Annotated in this window: 20 protein-coding genes, 1 tRNA gene and 1 riboswitch; all 21 genes read left to right on the top strand. The window is 41.9% G+C overall.

Going from position 1 to position 20,555, the window contains the following annotated elements:
* Positions 1–3: 3 nt before the first annotated feature.
* The 21 genes from kdsA (at position 4) to C8D73_RS06930 (ending at position 20,211) form a co-directional block, all read left to right on the top strand.
* Positions 4–822: a 3-deoxy-8-phosphooctulonate synthase gene (gene kdsA / locus C8D73_RS07030; RefSeq protein ID WP_021718209.1), complete on the top strand. Its 819-nt coding sequence runs from the start codon at positions 4–6 to the stop codon at positions 820–822.
* A 36-nt stretch (positions 823–858) separates the two neighbouring features.
* On the top strand, positions 859–1,824 hold the full coding sequence (locus C8D73_RS07025; RefSeq protein WP_113077773.1) for a KpsF/GutQ family sugar-phosphate isomerase: 966 nt from the start codon (positions 859–861) through the stop codon (positions 1,822–1,824).
* Positions 1,824–2,369: a KdsC family phosphatase gene (locus C8D73_RS07020; protein ID WP_113077745.1), complete on the top strand. Its 546-nt coding sequence runs from the start codon at positions 1,824–1,826 to the stop codon at positions 2,367–2,369. The genes C8D73_RS07025 and C8D73_RS07020 overlap by 1 nt, the downstream gene beginning before the upstream one ends.
* The gene (locus C8D73_RS07015) at positions 2,369–3,271 is read left to right on the top strand and encodes a lysophospholipid acyltransferase family protein (RefSeq protein WP_021718212.1); all 903 of its coding nucleotides are present in this window, start codon (positions 2,369–2,371) and stop codon (positions 3,269–3,271) included. The genes C8D73_RS07020 and C8D73_RS07015 overlap by 1 nt, the downstream gene beginning before the upstream one ends.
* Entirely contained in the window at positions 3,258–3,818 is a 561-nt protein-coding gene (gene lptC, locus C8D73_RS07010; protein ID WP_021718213.1) for an LPS export ABC transporter periplasmic protein LptC, read from the top strand. The genes C8D73_RS07015 and lptC overlap by 14 nt, the downstream gene beginning before the upstream one ends.
* Entirely contained in the window at positions 3,811–4,605 is a 795-nt protein-coding gene (locus C8D73_RS07005) for an LptA/OstA family protein (protein WP_021718214.1), read from the top strand. Before lptC ends, C8D73_RS07005 begins: the two co-directional genes overlap by 8 nt.
* Complete coding sequence (gene lptB, locus C8D73_RS07000; RefSeq protein WP_021718215.1) at positions 4,605–5,324, top strand: LPS export ABC transporter ATP-binding protein; 720 nt, start codon at positions 4,605–4,607, stop codon at positions 5,322–5,324. Before C8D73_RS07005 ends, lptB begins: the two co-directional genes overlap by 1 nt.
* 11 nt (positions 5,325–5,335) lie before the next feature.
* Positions 5,336–6,427, top strand: coding sequence for an LptF/LptG family permease (locus C8D73_RS06995; protein WP_021718216.1), 1,092 nt, complete (start codon positions 5,336–5,338; stop codon positions 6,425–6,427).
* A gap of 37 nt (positions 6,428–6,464) precedes the next feature.
* The gene (locus C8D73_RS06990; RefSeq protein WP_113077743.1) at positions 6,465–7,637 is read left to right on the top strand and encodes a DUF3084 domain-containing protein; all 1,173 of its coding nucleotides are present in this window, start codon (positions 6,465–6,467) and stop codon (positions 7,635–7,637) included.
* The gene (locus C8D73_RS06985; protein ID WP_113077742.1) at positions 7,624–8,040 is read left to right on the top strand and encodes a RuvC family protein; all 417 of its coding nucleotides are present in this window, start codon (positions 7,624–7,626) and stop codon (positions 8,038–8,040) included. Before C8D73_RS06990 ends, C8D73_RS06985 begins: the two co-directional genes overlap by 14 nt.
* Positions 8,041–8,136: 96 nt before the next feature.
* The gene (locus C8D73_RS06980) at positions 8,137–9,669 is read left to right on the top strand and encodes a bifunctional metallophosphatase/5'-nucleotidase (protein ID WP_113077741.1); all 1,533 of its coding nucleotides are present in this window, start codon (positions 8,137–8,139) and stop codon (positions 9,667–9,669) included.
* A 1-nt stretch (position 9,670) separates the two neighbouring features.
* Entirely contained in the window at positions 9,671–10,303 is a 633-nt protein-coding gene (locus tag C8D73_RS06975; RefSeq protein WP_021718220.1) for a cyclodeaminase/cyclohydrolase family protein, read from the top strand.
* A 143-nt stretch (positions 10,304–10,446) separates the two neighbouring features.
* Positions 10,447–10,686 (top strand): thioredoxin family protein, encoded by a 240-nt coding sequence (locus tag C8D73_RS06970; RefSeq protein WP_021718221.1) that lies wholly within the window; start codon positions 10,447–10,449, stop codon positions 10,684–10,686.
* A gap of 215 nt (positions 10,687–10,901) precedes the next feature.
* On the top strand, positions 10,902–12,506 hold the full coding sequence (locus C8D73_RS06965; protein WP_046430254.1) for a Na/Pi cotransporter family protein: 1,605 nt from the start codon (positions 10,902–10,904) through the stop codon (positions 12,504–12,506).
* 83 nt (positions 12,507–12,589) lie between these two features.
* Positions 12,590–12,664, top strand: a tRNA-Gly gene (locus C8D73_RS06960).
* A 167-nt stretch (positions 12,665–12,831) separates the two neighbouring features.
* Positions 12,832–14,115 (top strand): trigger factor, encoded by a 1,284-nt coding sequence (gene tig, locus C8D73_RS06955; RefSeq protein ID WP_021718223.1) that lies wholly within the window; start codon positions 12,832–12,834, stop codon positions 14,113–14,115.
* An 86-nt stretch (positions 14,116–14,201) separates the two neighbouring features.
* Positions 14,202–14,804 carry an ATP-dependent Clp endopeptidase proteolytic subunit ClpP gene (gene clpP, locus C8D73_RS06950; protein ID WP_021718224.1) on the top strand — a complete coding sequence of 201 codons (603 nt, stop codon included), beginning with the start codon at positions 14,202–14,204 and terminating at the stop codon, positions 14,802–14,804.
* A 22-nt stretch (positions 14,805–14,826) separates the two neighbouring features.
* The gene (gene clpX / locus C8D73_RS06945) at positions 14,827–16,077 is read left to right on the top strand and encodes an ATP-dependent protease ATP-binding subunit ClpX (protein ID WP_021718225.1); all 1,251 of its coding nucleotides are present in this window, start codon (positions 14,827–14,829) and stop codon (positions 16,075–16,077) included.
* A 129-nt stretch (positions 16,078–16,206) separates the two neighbouring features.
* On the top strand, positions 16,207–18,528 hold the full coding sequence (gene lon, locus C8D73_RS06940) for an endopeptidase La (RefSeq protein WP_113077740.1): 2,322 nt from the start codon (positions 16,207–16,209) through the stop codon (positions 18,526–18,528).
* Position 18,529: 1 nt separating this feature from the next.
* Positions 18,530–19,168, top strand: coding sequence for a ribosome biogenesis GTP-binding protein YihA/YsxC (yihA, locus tag C8D73_RS06935; protein WP_021718227.1), 639 nt, complete (start codon positions 18,530–18,532; stop codon positions 19,166–19,168).
* A gap of 11 nt (positions 19,169–19,179) precedes the next feature.
* On the top strand, positions 19,180–20,211 hold the full coding sequence (locus C8D73_RS06930; RefSeq protein ID WP_113077739.1) for an AbrB family transcriptional regulator: 1,032 nt from the start codon (positions 19,180–19,182) through the stop codon (positions 20,209–20,211).
* 128 nt (positions 20,212–20,339) lie between these two features.
* A riboswitch (cobalamin riboswitch) is annotated at positions 20,340–20,515 on the top strand.
* The last annotated feature ends 40 nt before the right edge of the window (positions 20,516–20,555 follow it).

Here is a 20,555-nt window from a genome sequence, read left to right as displayed (position 1 = left end):
GACATGAACATTGTAAAAGTTGGTGATTATGAAGTTGGACAGGGGCATCCGCTGCTATTGATGGCAGGCCCCTGCGTTTTAGAGGGTTATGAGCACAGTTTGATGATCGGTAAGGAAGTTAAAAAAATTGCTGATAAATTAGGTGTGCCTTATGTTTTCAAGGCATCCTATGACAAAGCCAATCGTTCTTCTTACAGCTCTTTCCGTGGACCGGGATTAGAAGAAGGGTTGAAGATTTTAGCACAGATTAAAAAAGATTTAGGTGTGCCTGTTGTCAGTGATATTCATGAAACTATTCAGGTGGAAAAAGCTGCTGAAGTTTTAGATATTCTGCAAATACCGGCGTTTCTTTGCCGTCAAACGGATTTGGTTTACGAAGCAGCAAAAACAGGACGTGTAGTTAATATTAAAAAAGGCCAGTTCCTCGCACCCTGGGACATGAAAAATGTACTGAAAAAAGCTGAGGAGGCAGGCAATCATAATATTATGCTGACTGAACGCGGTGCCAGCTTTGGTTACAATGCTTTGGTTACTGACATGCGCAGCTTGGCAATTATGCGTGAGCTGGGGTATCCGGTAGTGATGGATGCTACTCATAGCGTTCAGATTCCAGGAGGTCAGGGAACGACTTCCGGAGGTCAAAGCCAGTATGTGCCTCATATGGCCAGAGCTGCTGCGGCTGTAGGCATTGACGCTCTTTTTCTTGAAGTACATGATAATCCGGAAGAAGCGTTGTCTGATGGACCCAATATGGTTCGTTTGGACAAGTTAGAGAAACTTTTAACAGATGTTTTGGCTATTGATAAAATAGTACGCGGTTAGATCTGGTAAGTGAGAGGGAGTTGGAGCATGGAACAAATGTTAGAGCAGGCGCGCAATACTTTGCAAATGGAGGCTGACGCTATTTTAGAGCTCGTACCTCGAGTTGACGAGCATTTTTCTGCAGCAGTGGCTATGATTTTAGACTGTCCAGGACGAGTTGTCATCACTGGTATGGGTAAATCAGGTATCATTGGACGAAAAATGGCGGCTACGTTTGCCAGTACAGGTACACCATCGTTTTATCTCCATCCTGCCGAAGGTATTCACGGTGATTTGGGTATGGTAACCGAAAGCGATGTCGTGATCGCTCTGTCTAATAGCGGCGAAACGGGAGAGGTACTGCATATACTGCCATCTTTAAGGCGTATAGGGGCAAAATTGATTGCTATGGTTGGGAATGCTGAGTCTTCTTTAGCAAAAAATTCTGATATTACTTTAGATGTTGGTGTTTCGCAGGAAGCATGTCCATTAGGGCTGGCTCCTACATCCAGTACTACTGCCGCATTAGCTTATGGTGATGCGCTTGCTTTGGCTTTGTTGTCCAAACGTAAATTTACTGCCAGCCAGTTTGCTGTTTTCCATCCTGGTGGTTCGTTGGGACGCAAGCTGCTCTTAACTGTTGAGGACATCATGCATAGTGGTGCTGATAATCCTGTTGTTAATGGTGCAACAACTGTTCAGGATGCTTTATTCGTAATTACTGATAAAGGGCTTGGCGCTGTTTCTGTAATTGACGATAATGAAATTATGATTGGCGTTCTGACTGATGGAGATATTCGCCGTGGGCTGAGTAAGGGGATTGATTTTCTGCAGCGTCCTGTTACTGAACTGATGACCAGGGCCCCTAAAACTATTACTAAAGATAAACTGGCGGCTCAGGCACTGCATCTGATGGAAAGCAACAGTCCTAAGCCTATTACAGTGCTGCCTGTTATTGACGAGGAGCGTCGTGTTATTGGATTATTGCATATGACTGACTTGGTACGTCAGGGTGTGGTATAATGAAAAACATAGAAAAAGCAGCTCAGATAATTAAATTGCTGGTGTTGGATGTCGATGGTGTTATGACAGACGGGTCGATTTATCTTGATGCTGAGCAGGAACTTTTCAAGAGCTTTAATGCTAAAGATGGTATGGGAATCAGCTGCGCTATAAGATGCGGACTGCAGGTTGCGATTATTACCGGTCGCTGCAGTCCAATTATTCGCAGAAGGGCCAGAGAATTAGGAATCATCGAAGTTTGTGAAAATGTTAAAGAGAAAAGAAGTGCTTTAGCGGAGCTGCTGCAAAAATATAATTTGTCTTTAAATGAAACGGCTTATGTCGGCGATGACCTAAATGATCTGCCAGTGCTTACACAGGTTGGTTTGGCCTGTGCTCCGGCAGATGCTGTAGAAGAAGTAAAACAGGTATGTCATTTTGTAGCAGAAAAAAAAGGCGGCTGCGGAGCAGTGCGTCAAATTACAGAATTTATTTTAAATGCTCGTGGTGACTGGGATAAAATTGTAAACAGTTATTTACAAGAGGGACAGGGAGACGCTCAATAATGTGGCTTTACTATTTACTGAAAACAATCAGTACCTTGGTATCATGGCTGCCTTATAAGCTGGTGGTGAACATTGGTATCGGCATAGGGCACCTTTATCATACAATTGCAAAAAAACAGAGGATCCGTGCAGAGGAAACTATCAAGGAAAGACTTGGTTATTCTGATGAAGAAGCTAAATGCACGATAAAGTCATTGTTTGTGAAATTAGGCATAACTTTTATGGAAATAATGTATATGCCAGCACTCAATAAAGATAATATTCGTGGTTTGGTTACTTTTGATCGTCCGGATGTGTTATGGGAAGCGTTGAATGAAGGTCATGGTGTAGTTATGCTGGCTTGCCATATGGATAATTGGGAATGGCTGGGTGCTGCTTTATCTTTGTATGGATTTCCTATAAGTGCAGTTGAAAAACCACAGCCTAATAGAGTCTACAGTGATTTTATGAACGAACTGCGCAAAAGCGTAGGTCAGGAAATATTTTCTCGTGGTACAAGTGAAATTCTTGGTTGTGCCAGAGCAATGAAAAAAGGCCGCATGCTGGGCTTGATTGCAGATCAGGATGGCGGATATGACGGTATTTTTGTACCGTTTTTTGGAAAAATGGCAGCTACACCCTCTGGACCGGCATATTTTTCCAGGAAATTTAAAGCTCCTATTATACCTATTTTTATTGTACGTAAAGAAGGTTATTATGGGCATCAGGCAATCGTCAAAGATCCTATTTACTATGAAGATACCGGCGATAGGCAGTTGGATGACTATCGCGTTACATTAAAAATGACCAGAATTGTCGAAGAAGTTATCAGGGAATATCCTGATAACTGGTTATGGTTCCAGCATCGCTGGAATACGCCATACACACCTACAGGAAAGGAGCAGGAGCATGTTGAGAAATAAAGGCTTCCAGATGATCGTGGGTGCAATAGTTATAACAGGCGTCATTATTGCCTGGCTTATGCTCGGCGGTGAGGCTCCTTCCAACAATCCAGTTCAGAAAGAAAGCTCTGGGGCGAATGCTAAAGTAAGGAATAGTACTTTGGCCAGAGAAGTGGACGGTAAGAAAGTCTGGGAATTTACTGTTGAAGAAGTTGAACAGATCAAAAGCAGCGGTGAGGCTGTTTTAAAAGGTGTTAAAGGTAAAATTTACCGTGAAGACGGCAGTGTTTTAGAGGTTGTGGCCGGCGGCGGTAAAGTAAAAAATGAGGCAAAGGATTTTGAACTGAATGATAAAGTGGTAGCAGTTCTATCCAGTGGCGGTAAGCTGACTGCCGAAAGCATACGTTGGCAGCAGACTGAAGATGTTATTACAGCTTCGGGGAATGTAAGACTGCTTAAAGATGATACCTTGGCGACAGGAGACAAGGCTGTTACCAGTAGTGCATTTGAAAGACTGAAATTAGAAGGGCATGCGGAAGTTCAGAGAGGCGGCGATTATAATGAATAAACTGAAAATGACTATCGTTATGATGATAGGGATATTTTTTATGGTGGGCATGCTTGGGACTGCTTGCGCTCAAGGCTCGAATTTCAGTGTGAAGGCTGATACTATTGAATATGATATGCAGTCTGGGGACGGTATGGCCAAGGGAAATGTAGTATTGAAACAAGATGGCGGTACTGCAACTGCTGCTAATGCTGAATTTAACAGCAAAACAAAATCCGGCAGGCTGACTGGCGGTGTTGTTGCTGATCGTGATGACTCGCATGTTGTTTGTTATACATTTGTAATGCATAATGAAGATTATTCTTCGGCGATAGGTGATGCTCGTCTGACTAAAGGTGATAAAACTTTAGCATCTGAACGTGTTGATTATTATAAAAATCGTGAATATGCTGAGACTGTTGGTAGTTGGGCACGTTTGTCCATGGCTGATGGAAGCATTCTGGATGCAGTGAAAATTACTTATGATGGAAAAGTTGGTGTGGCAAATGCGACCGGTGGTGTAGCTATTTCCAGCCCGCCTCGTGATTTGACAGCTTCTGCAGATACCGCTGTTTATGAAACAAATAATAGCGGTTATATAGAACTGATTGGTAACGCAAAAGCGACACAGGATGGGAATACAGTAGAAGGAAATCGCTTGCGTCTGAACAATACCTCTAATAAGGCAGAAGCCAGTGGAAATGTAAAAATTGTTTATGTTCCTAAGCCTGTGGAGAAGAAAGAAAATGTAACTGCAGATGAAAATGCGGCATTACAAATGGCCAAAGCACCTGTGGAGGTCGCCTAGTGATTATAGAAACGAAAGATCTTGTAAAAGAATATTCAGGACGGCGCGTTGTTAATCGGGTCAGCATCACAGTAGAGCAGGGAAGTGTCGTCGGGTTACTGGGGCCTAATGGTGCCGGTAAGACTACGACATTTTATATGATTGTAGGCATTGAACGTCCTGATGAAGGTGTAGTTACTTTAGATGGAGATGATATATCATCTTTGGCAATGTATGAACGGGCCAGGGCTGGCATCGGTTATTTGCCGCAGGAAGCATCGATTTTTCGAAAAATGACAGTTGAAGAAAATATTTTAGCGATTTTAGAAACGACTGTTCTGACTGAGGAAGAACGTGTGAACAAAATGAATTCTTTAATCGAAGAATTTCGTATTGAACACATAAGAAAAAGCAAAGGAACAGAGCTTTCCGGTGGTGAGCGCAGACGTGTTGAAATCGCCAGGGCTTTGGCTACGGATCCTGCTTTTATTCTGTTAGATGAACCTTTTGCTGGAATCGATCCTATTGCTGTATCAGATATCCAGGGAATGATAGCACATTTAGCAAAGCGCGGAATTGGTATCCTGATAACAGACCATAATGTGAGAGAAACTTTAAGTATTGTTGATAAAGCATATATCCTTGCCAACGGTGAAATTTTAATTCATGGTGACAGCGAAACCATCGCTAACGATCCAACGGCACGTAAATATTATCTTGGCGAAAACTTTAGCATGTAGGAGGAATAGGGATGCGTTTACGCTTACTGGATCGTTATGTTTTAAGTGAATTGCTGTACCCTTTTATTTTTGGTATCGCTTCGTTTTCCAGTATTTTTATTGCCAGCTCCATGCTTTTTAAGCTGACACAATACATGACTAAATACGGGGCCTCGGGAGAAACTATTGCCAGATTATTTATGTATAGTTTACCAGAAGTAGTAAATTATACCTTTCCAATGTCGATGCTGCTGGCTTCGCTGATGGCATTTGGTAAATTGTCAGGCAGCAGCGAGATTGTGGCAATGAAATCAGGGGGTATCAGTTATTACCGTATTGTTGCACCTGTACTGATCGTAGCTTTTTTTGTCAGCATGTTTTCGGTTGTTTGGGCAGAGAAGGTAGTGCCGGCGGCAAAAGTACAGTATGGCAGGATTTTAGAATATGAGATTAAAAAGAATACTAAACCGAGAACCCAGGATCATGTTATCATTAAGACTTTGAGTGGCAGTACTCAGAGAATTACTTATGCCCGCCGTTTTGATGAAGAAAAAGGTTTAATGGAAAATATTACGATCGAAGAGTTTGAAAAATCTCATCTGGCGAGAATTCAAACAGCAAAACAAGCTTACTGGGAAAATGGATCCTGGCGTCTGGAAGATGGTACTGTTTATACAATGAACGAAGCGGAAGGCATTAAAAGCACTGCTAAATTTAAAGAGCAGATCATTCCGCTTGATGTGACTCCAAGAGAGATTTCCTGGGAACAAAAAGAACCTGAGGAAATGACAATCAGGGAATTGCGTGAATATATTTCTGTTTTAGAAAGACAGCATCAGCCGACAGCACGCCAGTGGTGTGAAATCTATATGCGGATTTCGATTCCGTTAGCCAGCTTTTTCTTTGCTATGATCGGTGCTCCGTTAGGCACTCAGAAACAAAGAACAAGTTCTTCTATTGGCCTTGGTATCAGTATTATCGTAATCTTTATTTATTATGCGATAATGACACTTACTACAGGTCTTGGTAAAGGCGGGGTGATGAATCCTCTGCTGGCATGTATTATTCCCAATCTGATTTGTTTGGGAGCCGGTGTATTTTTACTGCAGAAGAAAAACGCTTGATTAAAAAAATATATTTTGAAGTAAAGGAGGTGTATTCATGTTCGGATTACGGTTGATTTTAATTCTGGCAGTAGTTGGCGGTTTGATTGCTTTTATTGGTGATAAACTGGGAAGTAAGATCGGCAAGAAAAAACTTTCTGTTTTTGGTTTAAGGCCCTATCATACTTCTGTGTTGATGACCGTTATAACCGGAATTTTGATCGCCTCTATTACTTTGGTAACGATGGCTGTTGCTTCTGACAGTGCCAGAACCGCAATGTTTGGAATGGAAAAGCTTCAGAATGAATTAGCGGCCTTGAACAGAGAAAAAGATCAGGCGGCTGTGGCGTTGGCAAAGGCTCAGGCTGATGTTGCTGAAAAGAATAAGGCAATTCTGGCTTTGGATGAACAGATAAAAGCCAGCGCGGCTGAAAAAGCGGCGATTGAGAATCAGTTAGTTGTTGCTCGTCAGAATTATGAGGAAGCCAAAGGCCAGCTTCAGCAGGCTCAGTCGGCTGTGGGAGAATTGTCACAGGCTAAGCAGTCTCTTGAAGGGGAAGTAACTAATCTGGAACAGATGACAGAACGTCTGCGGCGAGGAATTTTGGCTATTCGTGAAGGTCAGGTTGTTTTTCGAAGCGGCGAAGTTGTTTATGCAGGAGTTTTAAAAGGAAGTTTAAATGACGAAGAAAATAGTCGGCAAATGCAGTTGTTTTTAGCTACGGCTAATGAAGTGACCCTGCATCGTATGGGAATAGAAGCAGAAGAACCTGTGCAGGCCATATGGATGCCTAATGAGGTAATTGAAGAGGCTTTGACGCGCATTAAAGCTGCACAGGGGAATATTTTTGTCAGAGTAAGGACTGTTGCTAATATTATTGCTGGAGAACCGGCTGTATGTACGTTGGAATTGGCAGCGGACAATCGTATTTATAAAAATAACGAGCTGATTTTTAGTAAAGAAATAGACCTTGAACAAAGTGAGAGCAGTATGAATGGTGAAATATTAGAGTTTCTGTCTGATATTAACCGTGTAGCTGTTGCTGCCGGAGTCATACCAGACCCGCTTACAGGTAAGGTTGGTAATATGGATGCTGGAACAATGGTCGAAACAGGTGAGAAAATGGCTAAGTATGGCGGGAAAGTTATACTTAAGGCCTATGCTAAAGGTGACATTAACGCTTCTGGACCGGTTTTACTGCGCTTAGAGGTGGAAAATGCCGGAAAATAAAGTATGGTACTTAGGCGTTGATCCTGGTAGTGCTAAAACTGGATTTGCATGGGTAGAGGCAGATGGAAGAATAAAAAAGGTTGCAGTACTGGCAACAGAAACTTTACCAGAAGTGCTGCCGCAAATATTAGGATCTGCTCCAGCTGCTGTGATTTTGGGGAACGGCACTAACTGTGAAAGCATAAAAAAAATGCTGATGGAAGTAACTACTGTAATTAAGATATTAATGATAGAAGAAGGCTACAGTACGGAAGAGGCCAGAAAATTGTATTGGCAGGAAAACCCTCCGCAGGGCTGGCGCCGTTTACTTCCTTTGGGTCTGCAAGTTCCGCCTGTTAATTTAGACGGTTACGCAGCGGCTGTTTTGGTACGTCGTTATTTGAAAAAAATAAATACAGTATAATAAAAAGCACAGGAAATTTTCCCTGTGCTTTTTTAGCAGGGAAAATATTGGGCAGCGGCGAATAAAATCAAGGCAGTTTAAAATGGGGGTGGAAAAATGATCAGGCTGAAAAAATGTAGTCTGATATGGTTAACACTACTGTTATTGTTGATCGCAACGGCCGTAAATGCGGCAGAAAAAAACTTTGTCGAAATAGATATTTACAGTGTGAATGATTTCCATGGGCACCTGCGTGCTGAAGCTGCTGATCCTGGAATTGCTGTTTTGTCAGGAGTAATTAACGAACTGATGAAGCAAAATCCTGTAGGATACTTACTTTTGGGCGGTGGTGATATGTTTTCTGGAACAATTGATGCCAATGAGTATCAGGGACTGCCAGTTGTGACAGCGATGAATAAGATGGGTTTTAGTGCAAATACAGCAGGCAATCATATTTTTGACTATCCTCTGGACGTAATAAAGAGGCAGGCTGCCGCAGCAAATTTCCCTATTTTGGGAGCAAATATTGTTGAGGCTGCAGGTGATAGAGTTGCGGAACCTTTTAAACCATATATAATGTTGCAGAGGAATGGTTTGACAATTGGTATATTGGGTCTTACTACGGTTGAAACTAAGGAAAAAGCATCGCAGTTTAATTTGCAGAAGGTAAAAATTTTACCGCCGGAACAGATTGCACAGGTATATGTTGATGAGTTGAGAAGGCAAGGGGCACAAATTATTGTTCTACTGACACATATTGGCAGCCGCCAAGGGGAGAAACATGGTATTACAGGAGAGATAGTACCGATTTTGCAAAAAATTCATGGAGTAGATGCCGTTGTCACAGGACATTCACATTTGTGTGTCAGCGGGACATATGAAGATATTCCGGTAATTCAGGCCGGATGCTATGGGGAGGCAGTTGGCAGAATCAATTTGTTATATTCCATGGCAGCTCAGAAGGTTGTTTCTGCAAATTCGCGTGTTTATAAATTAAGCGAATTACCGAGAGTACAGGATAATGCAATGGAAAGGTTTTTGGAACCAATATTTAAAAACATAGATTCTAAATATAATGAGATTTTAGCTGTCAATAGCCAGGTGCTGACAAATGACCGTAATGGAGAATCAAGAGTCGGAGACTTTTTTATGGATGTTTTGAAAAACGGCTTTAAGGCTGATGTTGCTTTATATAACGGTGGAGCTATACGTGATACTTTGCCGTCTGGAAGGGTAACGGTTCGTGATTTATTGAAAATCTTTCCCTTTGACAGTACCATATATACAGCAGAAGTAAAAGGCAGTGATCTGAGGCAGGTTCTGGAACATGGTATTGGCAACCCGGATATCAGCAGGCTGCGTTTTTCAGGGTTGCAGATCAGTGCTGATATCAGAAGGGAGGAAGGACAGAGAATTAGCAGTGTTACTTTGTCTGATGGCAGCACATTAGCGGATGAAAAATATTATAAGGTCATAAGTAATGATTTTATGTTCAGTGGCGGCGATGGTTTTTACAGCCTGCAAAATGCACGGCATTTGAGGGATTGTGGTAAGGATAAGACTTTTTTTGCTTTTGCGCTGCGAAGCTTGAAAATGGTTGACTATCCTGCTCATGATGAGCGATTACAAATAAAAAAACAGGGAGTCTAAAATGAACGATTTTATGAAACTTAACTGTGATGAATTTTTAGAAAGACTTGCATCTAAAGAACCTGTACCAGGAGGTGGAGGTGCCGCTGCATTAGGTGGAGCCATAGGTGCGGCGTTAACTTCAATGGTTGCCAATCTTACTGTGGGAAAAGAAAAATTTTTATCGGTAGAAGGTGAAATGATTAGGTTGGCAGCCGCAAGTAAATATTTGCGAAAAGAATTGCTTCAGTTGGTACAAGAGGATGCCAGCGTTTTTGAAGCATTCATGAAATGTTATAAGATGCCGAAAGCAACAGATTTGGAAAAAGAACTGCGCCAAATAAAAATTCAGGAAGCTGCTAAAATGGCAGCAGAGATACCTTTGAAAATCGGTGAAAAAGCTCTGGCAGTTTTACTTTTGGCGGCAGAAGCGGCAGAATTAGGTAATCCAGCCGTAATTACAGATGCTGCTGTAGCGGCATTGATGGCCAGGGCAGCTGTACGTAGCGCAGTTTATAATGTAAAAATAAATCTTAATCTGATTAGCGATCAGGATTATTGCTCAGTTCTTGTCGAAAGAATTGCAGCATTGGAGCAAGAAGCCTTATCAGCAGAAAAAAATATTTTGGAGCATACTGATAAAGTTCTGTCATAAAGTAAAATTTGTCAATATTGAGCGAAGCAGGATGAATTGTCTGAAAATTCACAAACAGTTCACTTTTTAGCCCAACTTAGGACAAAGGCTTTTGGTATCCTATAACTGTAAGCCAAGCACTAAGAAAAGCGAAGGTGATATAAATGCATATAAAGGTTTTAGGGCCTATGACGAAACAATGCGAATTGTTATTGCAAAATGCAGCCATCGCGGCTAAAAAACTCAAATGTCATGCTGAGTTTGAACGTGTTAATGATTTACGGCGTGTAGTCGCTTACGGAGTTATGGCCTTACCAGCTTTGGTTATTGATGAAAAAGTTGTTGCAGGCGGCAGTGTGCTGCCTGTTGAAGAAATAATGGAGATTATCAGACATTTGAATTAAATGGCATTAGAGTGAGCTGCTTGAGTATACAAATGTTATATTGATTTTTTACCCCATATCATTTTGATATGGGGATTTTTTTGTTGCTGCATAAAAGTCCCGCTGGGACAGTAAAATAAGACGCTGCGGAAAAGTTTTTTTCTTGTAAGCTCGTTGTAAAATCTAGTATAATAAAAGTCAAGTACAAAATAAAAAGGTGAGAACTGGGGGCAATTATGGTATATTTCTTTGGCTTTCTAGGTGGTCTGGCATTGTTTTTATATGGCATGCAATTGATGGGTGATGGTCTGCAGCGTGCTGCTGGTGAAAAATTGCAGAAAATACTGGAAGCATTGACCGGGGTTTTGATTGTCGGAGTAGCGTTGGGTGCAGCTGTAACTGCTGTTTTGCAGTCTAGCAGTGCAACAACAGTCATGACTGTTGGTTTGGTAAATGCCGGGCTGATGACACTGAAACAGGCGTTCGGCATCGTTATGGGTGCTAATATTGGTACCACTATTACCGCCCAGTTGATTGCATTTAAACTTACTGATTATGTTACTTTGATTTTGGCAATAGGGTTTGCAATGCAGTTGCTTGCTAAACGCCGTCGTGGGAAATATCTGGGGCAGGTACTTCTTGGGTTTGGTATCCTGATGCTGGGCATGAGTATGATGGGACAATCTGTTTTGCCCCTGCGCGAGTATCAGGGCTTTGTTGATTTTATTGGCAAATTTTCTCATAATCCGATTCTAGGCATTGGCGTAGGTATTGTAATGACAGTACTTATTCAATCCAGCTCCGCTACTATTGGTATTTTGATTGCCATGGCAAGCCAGGGGTTGATACCTTTAGAAGGTGCAATTCCTGTACTTCTGGGCGATAATATCGGTACCTGCATTACAGCAATCATGGCGGCCTGGCGTGCAAATGTTACGGCAAAACGTGTTGCATTAGCGCATGTGTTGTTCAATCTGATTGGCAGCATTCTTTTCGTGACCTTTATGGGATTGTTCATAAAACTTGTTTTGGCAGTATCACCTGCTCATGATATAGCGCGTCAGATCGCTAATGCGCATACAGCCTTTAATATTATCAATACACTTATTTTTCTGCCTTTTGCTGCTCCTTTTATCAAGCTTGTGGAACGGTTACTGCCTGGCAGTGACGGTGTCATTTCGCGCAAACCGATATATTTGGATGTGAATATGCTTAAAACCCCGTCTATCGCTATGACTCTGGCTGGCAAAGAGGTTGTGCGCATGGGAACCATGGCTCGTCATAATGTTGAACTGAGCATAGCGGCAATGGAAGACATGGACAGCAGGAAAATCGCTTATGTTTTAGAACATGAACCAGTGATAGATGCATTGGAAGAAGAAGTTACCAAATATTTGACGCAAATGAGTGAAACGCAGATGAGCAGGGAATTATCAGCCCGGCATACAGGTCTTTTACATGCCTGTAACGATATTGAGCGTATTGGTGACCATGGTGAAACTTTAGCGAAAAAAGTACGGATGATTTACGAAGATAATGTAAAATTTTCAGATGAGGCTAAAGCCGAGCTGCACACTTTAGGGCAGATGGTGCTAGAAGCCAGCGGTAAAGCTTTGGAAGCCTTGGAAAAAGACGATAAGAAACTGGCTGAAGAAGCCTGGGCATTGTGCCGTCAGGTTAAACAGTATCAGAAAGAGATTCGTAAAAATCATATCGTACGATTGAATGAAAAACGTTGTGATCCGGTTGCTGGCTTTGTAATGCTGGAATTATTAATAAATATGAAACGCGTTTCCGATCATTCAAAAAATATCAGCCAGTTAGTTTTGGGAATTTTTTAAAAGTAAAAAAATATAGAAATTTTTCAAAAAAATGTTGACAAAGATGGCGTTCTGTTCTAAAATACATCTTGTTGCTAATCAATGCGGAAATAGCTCAGTGGTAGAGCACCTCCTTGCCAAGGAGGGGGTCGCGAGTTCGAATCTCGTTTTCCGCTCCACTTGAATATTGGCCCGGCAGAAACCTGCCGGGTTTTTTGTTGCTTCTTGTCAACTTTAGATCCTTGTGATATGATATTATGAGCGATTTATGTCAGTATCTTTTGATATTGGCCTTGAACAAGCTGTTAATTTTGTACACATATAAAACCTAAGGGAGGATTTTTTAATGAACGTATCTGTTGAAAGAGTTGTGAATGACGCAACCCTCAAAATTACTTTACCCGCTGAGGAAGTGAATAAAGGCTTTAAAAAAGCTATAAGCAAAATCGCTAACAGCGTAAACATTCCCGGTTTCCGTAAAGGCAAAGCACCCCGCAACATTATTGAAATGCACTATGGCAAAGATGCCATTAAACAAGAAGCATTCGAAATCGTTGCTAATGATTGCTATACTAAAGCACTTGATCAGGAGAGCCTGATTCCTGTGTCCGACCCCAAAGTTGAAGAATCTGTTTTTGAAGAAAATAAAGATATGGAACTGACTATCAAAGTCACTTTGAAACCTGAAATAGAACTGGGTGAATACAAAGGCTTGTCTGTAGAGAAAAAAGAAGCTGTTGTTGAAGATGCAGATGTTGACGCTGCAGTAGAAGAACTGCGCAGCCGTCAGGCCAAAATGGTAATTGCTGAAGAAGGTACAATTATTGAAAAAGGTGATTTTGCAATTATTGATTTCGCCGGCACTGTAGACGGTGAAGCTTTCAGCGGCGGTGAAGGTAAAGGCTATCCTCTGGAAGTTGGTTCTAACTCCTTTATCCCTGGTTTTGAAGATCAGCTGGTTGGCCTAAAAAAAGGCGATGCTACTGATGTAGAAGTAACTTTCCCTGAAGATTATTTCGTTAAAGAACTGGCTGGTAAAGAAGCTGTGTTCAAAGTTAACGTTCAAGATGTAAAACGCAAAGAGCTGCCTGAGCTGAATGACGAATATGTTGCAGCTAACAGTGAATATAAAACTGTTGCTGAACTGAAAGCTTCGTACAAAGAACGTATGCAGCAAAATGCTGAAAACAATGCGAAGGTTGAATATGAAAAAGCATTGATTGATGCTGCTGTTGCCAATGCTAAATTTGAAGTTCCTGAGATTATGGTCGAAGACCGCATCAGCCAAATGGTTGACGAAATGCGTATGAGTCTGGAAAGCCGTAAAATGACTTTAGAAATGTATATGCAGTATACTGGTATGGATATGGCTAAGATCCGCGAAAACCAGCGTGCGACTGCCGCTGAAAACGTAAAAACTGATCTGGTTCTGGATGCTATTGCCAAAGCAGAAAACATTCAGGTATCTATGGAAGACGTTGATGCTGAATTATCTGCTATTGCTGCTCAACATGGTGCTACGCTGGACGAAGTAAAGAATATCATTAAATCCAATGGTAACATGGGACTTTTGCTTGCAAATATTCTGCGTCGCAAAGCTGCTCACGTTGTTATTGACAACGCAAAATAATGGCATTTTGCCGCCGGCGCTTTAAGCTCCGGCGGCAGATGTGACTTTATTAAAAAATATAACCTTAAAGAAAAGGGGTGTAAGACATGAACTATGTGCCTATCGTTGTAGAGCAATCCAGCAGGGGTGAGCGCTCTTATGACATTTATTCCCGCTTATTGAAAGACAGAATCGTTTTTGTGACCGGCCCTATTGACGACGCGATGGCAAATGTCGTTATCGCCCAGCTGCTCTTCCTGGAATCCGAAGATCCTAATAAAGATATACATCTTTATATCAATAGTCCTGGCGGTAGTGTAAGTGCCGGCTTGGCTATTTATGACACGATGCAGTATATCAAACCTGATGTTTCTACCATTTGCATGGGTATGGCAGCCAGTATGGCATCTGTACTTTTAGCTGCAGGAACTCCGGGAAAACGTTACGCGCTCCCTTATTCCCGCGTGATGATTCATCAACCGCTGGGAGGGGCTCAGGGTCAAGCTACAGAAATTGAGATTCATGCGCGCGAAATTCTGCGTATCCGTGAAGAGATGAATGGTATTTTAGCTAAACATACAGGTCAGTCGAAAGAAAAAATCGCACAGGATACTGAACGCGATTATTACCTGACCAGCGAAGAAGCTAAAGCTTATGGGCTTATTGATGAAGTTGTAACCCGTAAGGCAGCAGCTGAAGAAGCGAAATGATGCATACTAAGGAGATAACAATATGAACTTTGGCGAGGGGAACGACAGCAATATAACTTGTTCCTTCTGTGGAAAAAGAGAAGGCCAGGTCCGCAAGCTGATTGCCGGTCATAACGTCTATATCTGCGACGAATGTATCGAACTTTGCAATGAAATGCTGACAGAAGACCTGAAAGAAACAAATGCTGCTGTTGTCAGTGTAAACGAACTGCCGAAGCCGAAAGAAATTAAAAATATTCTTGACGAGTATGTTATTGGTCAGGAAGAAGCAAAAAAAACTTTGGCTGTAGCGGTTTATAACCACTATAAACGTATTAACTATGAATTAAATAATCCTGCGAAGGATAAAGAAGTAGAACTGCAAAAATCAAATATTCTAATGCTGGGGCCTACCGGCAGCGGTAAAACTTTGCTGGCACAGACGTTGGCAAAGATTTTGCAGGTACCTTTTGCAATCGCTGATGCTACTGCTTTGACAGAAGCTGGTTATGTAGGTGAGGATGTTGAAAATATCCTGCTGAAATTGATCCAGAACGCTGATTTTGATATTGAGCGTGCTCAAAGAGGCATTATTTATATTGATGAGATCGATAAGATTTCTCGTAAATCAGAAAATCCTTCTATTACACGTGATGTATCAGGTGAAGGTGTGCAGCAGGCACTTCTGAAAATTTTGGAAGGTACAGTCGCCAGCGTTCCGCCGCAAGGAGGACGCAAACATCCGCATCAGGAGTTTATTCAGATCGATACTACTAATATTTTATTTATCTGTGGCGGTGCTTTTGCCGGACTTGAAAATATTATCGGTGCACGTATCGGCAAAAAGAATCTTGGTTTTGGTGCTGATATCAAAACAAAAGAAGAAGCAAAAGCTGATACGATCTTTAAAAAAGTTTTGCCTGAAGATTTAATGAAATTCGGTTTGATTCCTGAATTTGCAGGTCGTCTGCCTGTTGTTGTGACACTGGATTCTTTGGATAAAGACGCTTTGATCAAAATCCTGCAAGAGCCTAAAAATGCTTTGATTAAACAATATCAGCATTTCCTGGCTATGGATAATGTAGAACTGGAATTCGAAGACGGTGCTTTAGTGGCTATTGCAGAAGAAGCTCTTAAACGTAATGCCGGCGCCCGCGGTCTGCGTTCTATCATCGAAGAGGTAATGCGTAATGTGATGTATGAAGTGCCTTCACGTATCGACGTTGTAAAATGTGTAGTTACAGAAGCGGCAATCAGAGAACACATGGAACCGAAAATGGTGGTTGCTAGTTAAGCAATTAAAAAAAGAAGGGGAAGGGGCATAGCCTTTTCCCCTTTTTATGTTAAAATAAAGTTGAGTAATGAAAATGCTTTAAAAATATCGTTTGCTGCAGTTAATACTGTTGGCAAAGGAGGGTAATATATGGAAACAAAACCACGTTTAATGCCGTTGCTTCCTTTAAGAGGAATGCTGGTATTTCCAGGTATGATTATAAATCTTGATGTAGGCAGGGAGCGTTCCATTCATGCAGTAGAAGCTGCGATGACTTCCGATAAGCAGATACTTCTGGTATCACAGAAGGAAGCCGTAACGATGGAACCCGGGCAGAAGGATTTATTTAAATATGGTGTCATAGCGGAAATCAAACAATTATTGAAATTGCCAAGTGGAGCTTTGCGGATACTTGTAGAAGGATTAGCCCGAGCCAAAGTAGAAACTATTATCGAAGCTCCGGCTGTCGATACATATTTCCAGGCTAATGCACTGCCGATGGATTCTGTTGTCAGTGAAGATAATGAAGTGGAAGCGCTGCGCAGGATGCTGATTGAAACGTTTGAGCAATGGATTATTGCCAGCAAAAAAGTTAACAGTGAAGTGCTGCTGACCTTTAAGGACCAAACTGACCCAGGACGGGTTGCGGATATGATTGCCGGTTATCTGTCGATAAATATCGAAGAAAAAGAGCAGCTGTTAGAAGCGGTTGATGTTAAAGAACGTATGAATAAGCTCTATACGTATTTATGCAAAGAACTGGAAATTGCCGGTCTGGAAAAAAATATTTCACAGCAGGTGCGTAAACAGATAGAACAGAACCAAAAAGAATATTATCTGCGTGAACAGATGAAAGCCATTAATAAAGAACTTGGCGAAGGTGATGAACGTCAGGCCGAAATAGACGAATATAAGAAGCAGATGTCAGAGCTTGATCTGCCGGCTGAAGTTGTTGAAAAAATCAATAAAGAACTTGACCGTCTTTATAAAATGCCGCCGATGATGGCTGAAAGCGCCGTAATCCGCAATTATATCGATGTGCTTTTAAGTTTGCCCTGGGGTAAGTTTACAGAAGATAATTTTGATCTTGAAGTGGCTGCTAAAGTACTGGATAAAGACCATTACGGTTTGGAAAAAGTAAAAGAACGTATTTTAGAGTATTTGGCAGTACGTGCTTTGACCAAACAAAGTAAGGGACCGATTTTATGTTTAGTCGGACCTCCTGGTGTGGGTAAAACTTCTCTGGCACATTCGGTTGCCAGAGCGATCGAGCGTAAATTTACCCGTGTTTCTTTAGGTGGCGTTCGTGATGAAGCAGAAATCCGCGGTCATCGTCGTACATATATCGGCGCAATGCCAGGCAGGATTATTCATGGTATGCAAACCAGCGGTTGCATGAATCCTGTTTTTCTTCTGGATGAGATTGATAAAATGGCTTCTGATTTTCGGGGGGATCCGGCTTCGGCTTTGCTGGAGGTATTAGACCCGGAACAAAACAACACTTTCAGTGACCATTATATTGAATTCCCTTTTGATTTGTCACATGTTTTCTGGATTGTAACGGCTAATACGGTAGAAACTATCCCTCCTGCTCTATTAGACAGGATGGAAGTGATTCAACTTACCAGTTACACTGAGGACGAGAAAGTGAAAATCGGCGAATTGCATTTATTGCCGAAGGAACGTCAGGCACATGGCTTGACTGCAAAAACTTTGAATATTACAGAAACAGCTCTGCGTCATGTTATACGCGAATATACACGTGAGGCTGGTGTACGTAATTTAGAACGGAAAATAGCGGCGATCTGCCGTAAAACAGCACATCGTATTGTGACGAAACAGGTAAAAAGTGCTAAAGTTACCGAAAAAAATCTGACTAAATATTTAGGACCGGTTATTTTTCTGGAAAGCGATCTGACTGCCAAGGCAGAAATAGGTATCTGCACAGGTTTGGCCTGGACCAGTGTTGGAGGTGAATTACTGAAGGTAGAAGTACTGGCTACTAACGGTAAAGGCGGTCTGGTATTGACTGGGCAGTTGGGTGATGTTATGAAAGAATCTGCTCAGGCCGGTTATACTTATATTCGTTCTCGGGCTAAAGAGCTGCATTTGGATGAAAAGTTTTATGAAACTACTGATATCCACATTCATTTACCGGAAGGCGCAATCCCAAAAGATGGTCCTTCCGCCGGCATTACTATGGTGACGGCTATGGTTTCAGCACTGACTAAACGTTGCATAAAAGCGGGTATTGCCATGACTGGAGAGATCACTCTTTCTGGCAAAGTGCTTCCGGTAGGAGGAATTAAAGAAAAAATGCTGGCGGCGCATCGTTATGGTGTAAAAACCATTCTGCTTCCAGAACAGAATATGCAGGATCTGGAAGAACTTCCTGTCAATGTGCGTGCGGCAATAAAATTCATTCCTGTTAATCATATGGATCAAGTGTTGAAATTAGCTTTGGAGGAGTAAGATGAATAAAGGAACCTGGGATATTATTCATGCCCAATATATCACATCTGCTGTCAGAGCAGACCAATATCCGACACCACCGTTGATAGAGGCTGCTTTTATAGGGCGTTCTAATGTTGGCAAATCATCACTGATCAATTCGCTCTGCAGACGTAACGGCTTGGCAAGAGTGAGCTCGACTCCAGGCAAAACACAGACTATAAATTTTTATGGTTTGCAGGCTAAACGCACTACTGAAGGGCAGGAAGAACGTGCTGATTTTTATTTAGTAGATTTACCAGGTTATGGTTTTGCCAAAACAGCTAAAACGAACAAAGATAAATGGTCAGGATTTATCAGTAAATATCTTTCCGGATCTGATAATCTAGGACTGGTCTGTCAGCTTATTGATATCAGGCATAAGCCTTTGGACAGCGATATTGAAAGCTATCACTGGTTACTGGACTGTGGACTGCAGGTTCAGGTTATTTTGACCAAAGCAGATAAATTGTCGAAAAATGCAGCGATGGCTCAAAAAGCATTATTCAAACGGGAACTGGGACTGGATGACAGCCGTATTATGACCTATTCTGTAACTCAGAATACAATGCGCAGTGAATTGATAGGGCGGATCATGACGGCACTGGAAGGGCATTATTAAGCGAGGGAAATATGTTGAATCGTTTGCTGCTATTTGTTATGGCCGCCTGTTTAGGAACGTTATTTTTAAAAATGGAATTGCCTATACCATATCTTTTAGGCGGCATTTTTGCTGCAGTAGCCTGTAAGATAGCTGGTTCGCCTGTTACCTGGCCTAAGAATTGGCGTGAATTGGGTTTACTTGTAGCTGGGTATGGTATTGGCCGTAATTTTACAGCTGATACATGGGAGAAAATGACGCATCAGACCTTTGGGGTACTGGAAGCCACGCTGATAGCTGTAGCTGTTGCTGTTTTAATTGCCTGGTGGACAGCGAGACATACTTCGGCTAATCTGATCAGTTGTGTGATGGGCATTATGCCTGGCGGGCTGACGCAAATGATGCTGATGTCGGAGGATGATCCAAGGGCTGACGCAAATGTTGTTGTCGTTATGCAGACTCTGAGGCTGGTAGGCGTTATTGTAGCAGTACCATTTCTGGTAATCCATGGTTTAGGTGCTCAGGTTATGCAAAACAATGCTATTGTTCAGACAACAGACGGTACGCATTGGCTTATTCTTGTCCCATTGTCGTTTTTAGGCGCTTTTGTTGCGACTAAGTTAAAGGTGCCAACACCGCGTTTGCTGGGGCCGATTCTGGCAACAGCGGCAGGGTCGTATTTTTGGGGAAGTTTACAGCCTGTGCCTGGTTTGCTTATGATGCTGGCACAGGTAAGTATTGGATTATACATGGGCGTAATGCTGGATCCCAAAAAACTTTCGGCTACTAAGGAATTGATGCCTTATATTTTTAGTGGTATCGTTTTGATGATTGGTGTCAGTGTTGTTGTTGCCTGGTCCCTGTCAGAACGGTATGGGTTTTCTTTAGTAACCGCTTTTTTAGCAATGGCTCCCGGCGGAATTGCGGAAATGTGTCTGGCTGGAATGAGTATGGGAGAAGATGTTTCAATCATTCTTACTTACCAATTAGTACGGTTATTGTTTTTGAATATCTGCGTTCCTTTGGGAATCACTATGTATTTTAAAAATAAAAGTCTTGATTAGCAGTATCGTAGCTTACTGAATAAAACAGTAAGCTACGATACTGTTTTATTTGCGAAAAATAATATATGAAAAAATATATTAAAAGACTTGACAAAAGAAATAGTAATAAATATAATTAAGCTAACAAATGAATATTGTAAGCTAAAGGTGCTCTACGGAGCTTAATAGAGAAGTCGGTGCAATTCCGACGCGGTCCCGCCGCTGTAACGAGGAGTAAACTTCAAATGCCACTGGTAGTAATACTGGGAAGGTGAAGTGAGCTATGAATCGGAGTCAGAAGAACTGCCTTAGCTACATCGCTGATTGACCTGCGAGAGACGGGGAGGAGATGCTGCAGAGTTCGT

The sequence above is a fragment of the Phascolarctobacterium faecium DSM 14760 genome (assembly GCF_003269275.1).
Classification (GTDB): domain Bacteria; phylum Bacillota; class Negativicutes; order Acidaminococcales; family Acidaminococcaceae; genus Phascolarctobacterium; species Phascolarctobacterium faecium.
Note: the sequence above shows the minus strand (reverse complement) of the source record. Positions and strands in the feature narration are given on the sequence as shown.

Excerpts from the sequence above, each read along its gene's own strand:
- kdsA (WP_021718209.1), top strand. The coding sequence starts at position 4 with ATGAACATTGTAAAAGTTGGTGATTATGAAGTTGGACAGGGGCATCCG.
- C8D73_RS07025 (WP_113077773.1), top strand. The coding sequence starts at position 859 with ATGTTAGAGCAGGCGCGCAATACTTTGCAAATGGAGGCTGACGCTATT.
- C8D73_RS07020 (WP_113077745.1), top strand. The coding sequence starts at position 1,824 with ATGAAAAACATAGAAAAAGCAGCTCAGATAATTAAATTGCTGGTGTTG.
- C8D73_RS07015 (WP_021718212.1), top strand. The coding sequence starts at position 2,369 with ATGTGGCTTTACTATTTACTGAAAACAATCAGTACCTTGGTATCATGG.
- lptC (WP_021718213.1), top strand. The coding sequence starts at position 3,258 with ATGTTGAGAAATAAAGGCTTCCAGATGATCGTGGGTGCAATAGTTATA.
- C8D73_RS07005 (WP_021718214.1), top strand. The coding sequence starts at position 3,811 with ATGAATAAACTGAAAATGACTATCGTTATGATGATAGGGATATTTTTT.
- C8D73_RS06995 (WP_021718216.1), top strand. The coding sequence starts at position 5,336 with ATGCGTTTACGCTTACTGGATCGTTATGTTTTAAGTGAATTGCTGTAC.
- C8D73_RS06990 (WP_113077743.1), top strand. The coding sequence starts at position 6,465 with ATGTTCGGATTACGGTTGATTTTAATTCTGGCAGTAGTTGGCGGTTTG.
- C8D73_RS06985 (WP_113077742.1), top strand. The coding sequence starts at position 7,624 with ATGCCGGAAAATAAAGTATGGTACTTAGGCGTTGATCCTGGTAGTGCT.
- C8D73_RS06980 (WP_113077741.1), top strand. The coding sequence starts at position 8,137 with ATGATCAGGCTGAAAAAATGTAGTCTGATATGGTTAACACTACTGTTA.
- C8D73_RS06975 (WP_021718220.1), top strand. The coding sequence starts at position 9,671 with ATGAACGATTTTATGAAACTTAACTGTGATGAATTTTTAGAAAGACTT.
- C8D73_RS06970 (WP_021718221.1), top strand. The coding sequence starts at position 10,447 with ATGCATATAAAGGTTTTAGGGCCTATGACGAAACAATGCGAATTGTTA.
- C8D73_RS06965 (WP_046430254.1), top strand. The coding sequence starts at position 10,902 with ATGGTATATTTCTTTGGCTTTCTAGGTGGTCTGGCATTGTTTTTATAT.
- tig (WP_021718223.1), top strand. The coding sequence starts at position 12,832 with ATGAACGTATCTGTTGAAAGAGTTGTGAATGACGCAACCCTCAAAATT.
- clpP (WP_021718224.1), top strand. The coding sequence starts at position 14,202 with ATGAACTATGTGCCTATCGTTGTAGAGCAATCCAGCAGGGGTGAGCGC.
- clpX (WP_021718225.1), top strand. The coding sequence starts at position 14,827 with ATGAACTTTGGCGAGGGGAACGACAGCAATATAACTTGTTCCTTCTGT.
- lon (WP_113077740.1), top strand. The coding sequence starts at position 16,207 with ATGGAAACAAAACCACGTTTAATGCCGTTGCTTCCTTTAAGAGGAATG.
- yihA (WP_021718227.1), top strand. The coding sequence starts at position 18,530 with ATGAATAAAGGAACCTGGGATATTATTCATGCCCAATATATCACATCT.
- C8D73_RS06930 (WP_113077739.1), top strand. The coding sequence starts at position 19,180 with ATGTTGAATCGTTTGCTGCTATTTGTTATGGCCGCCTGTTTAGGAACG.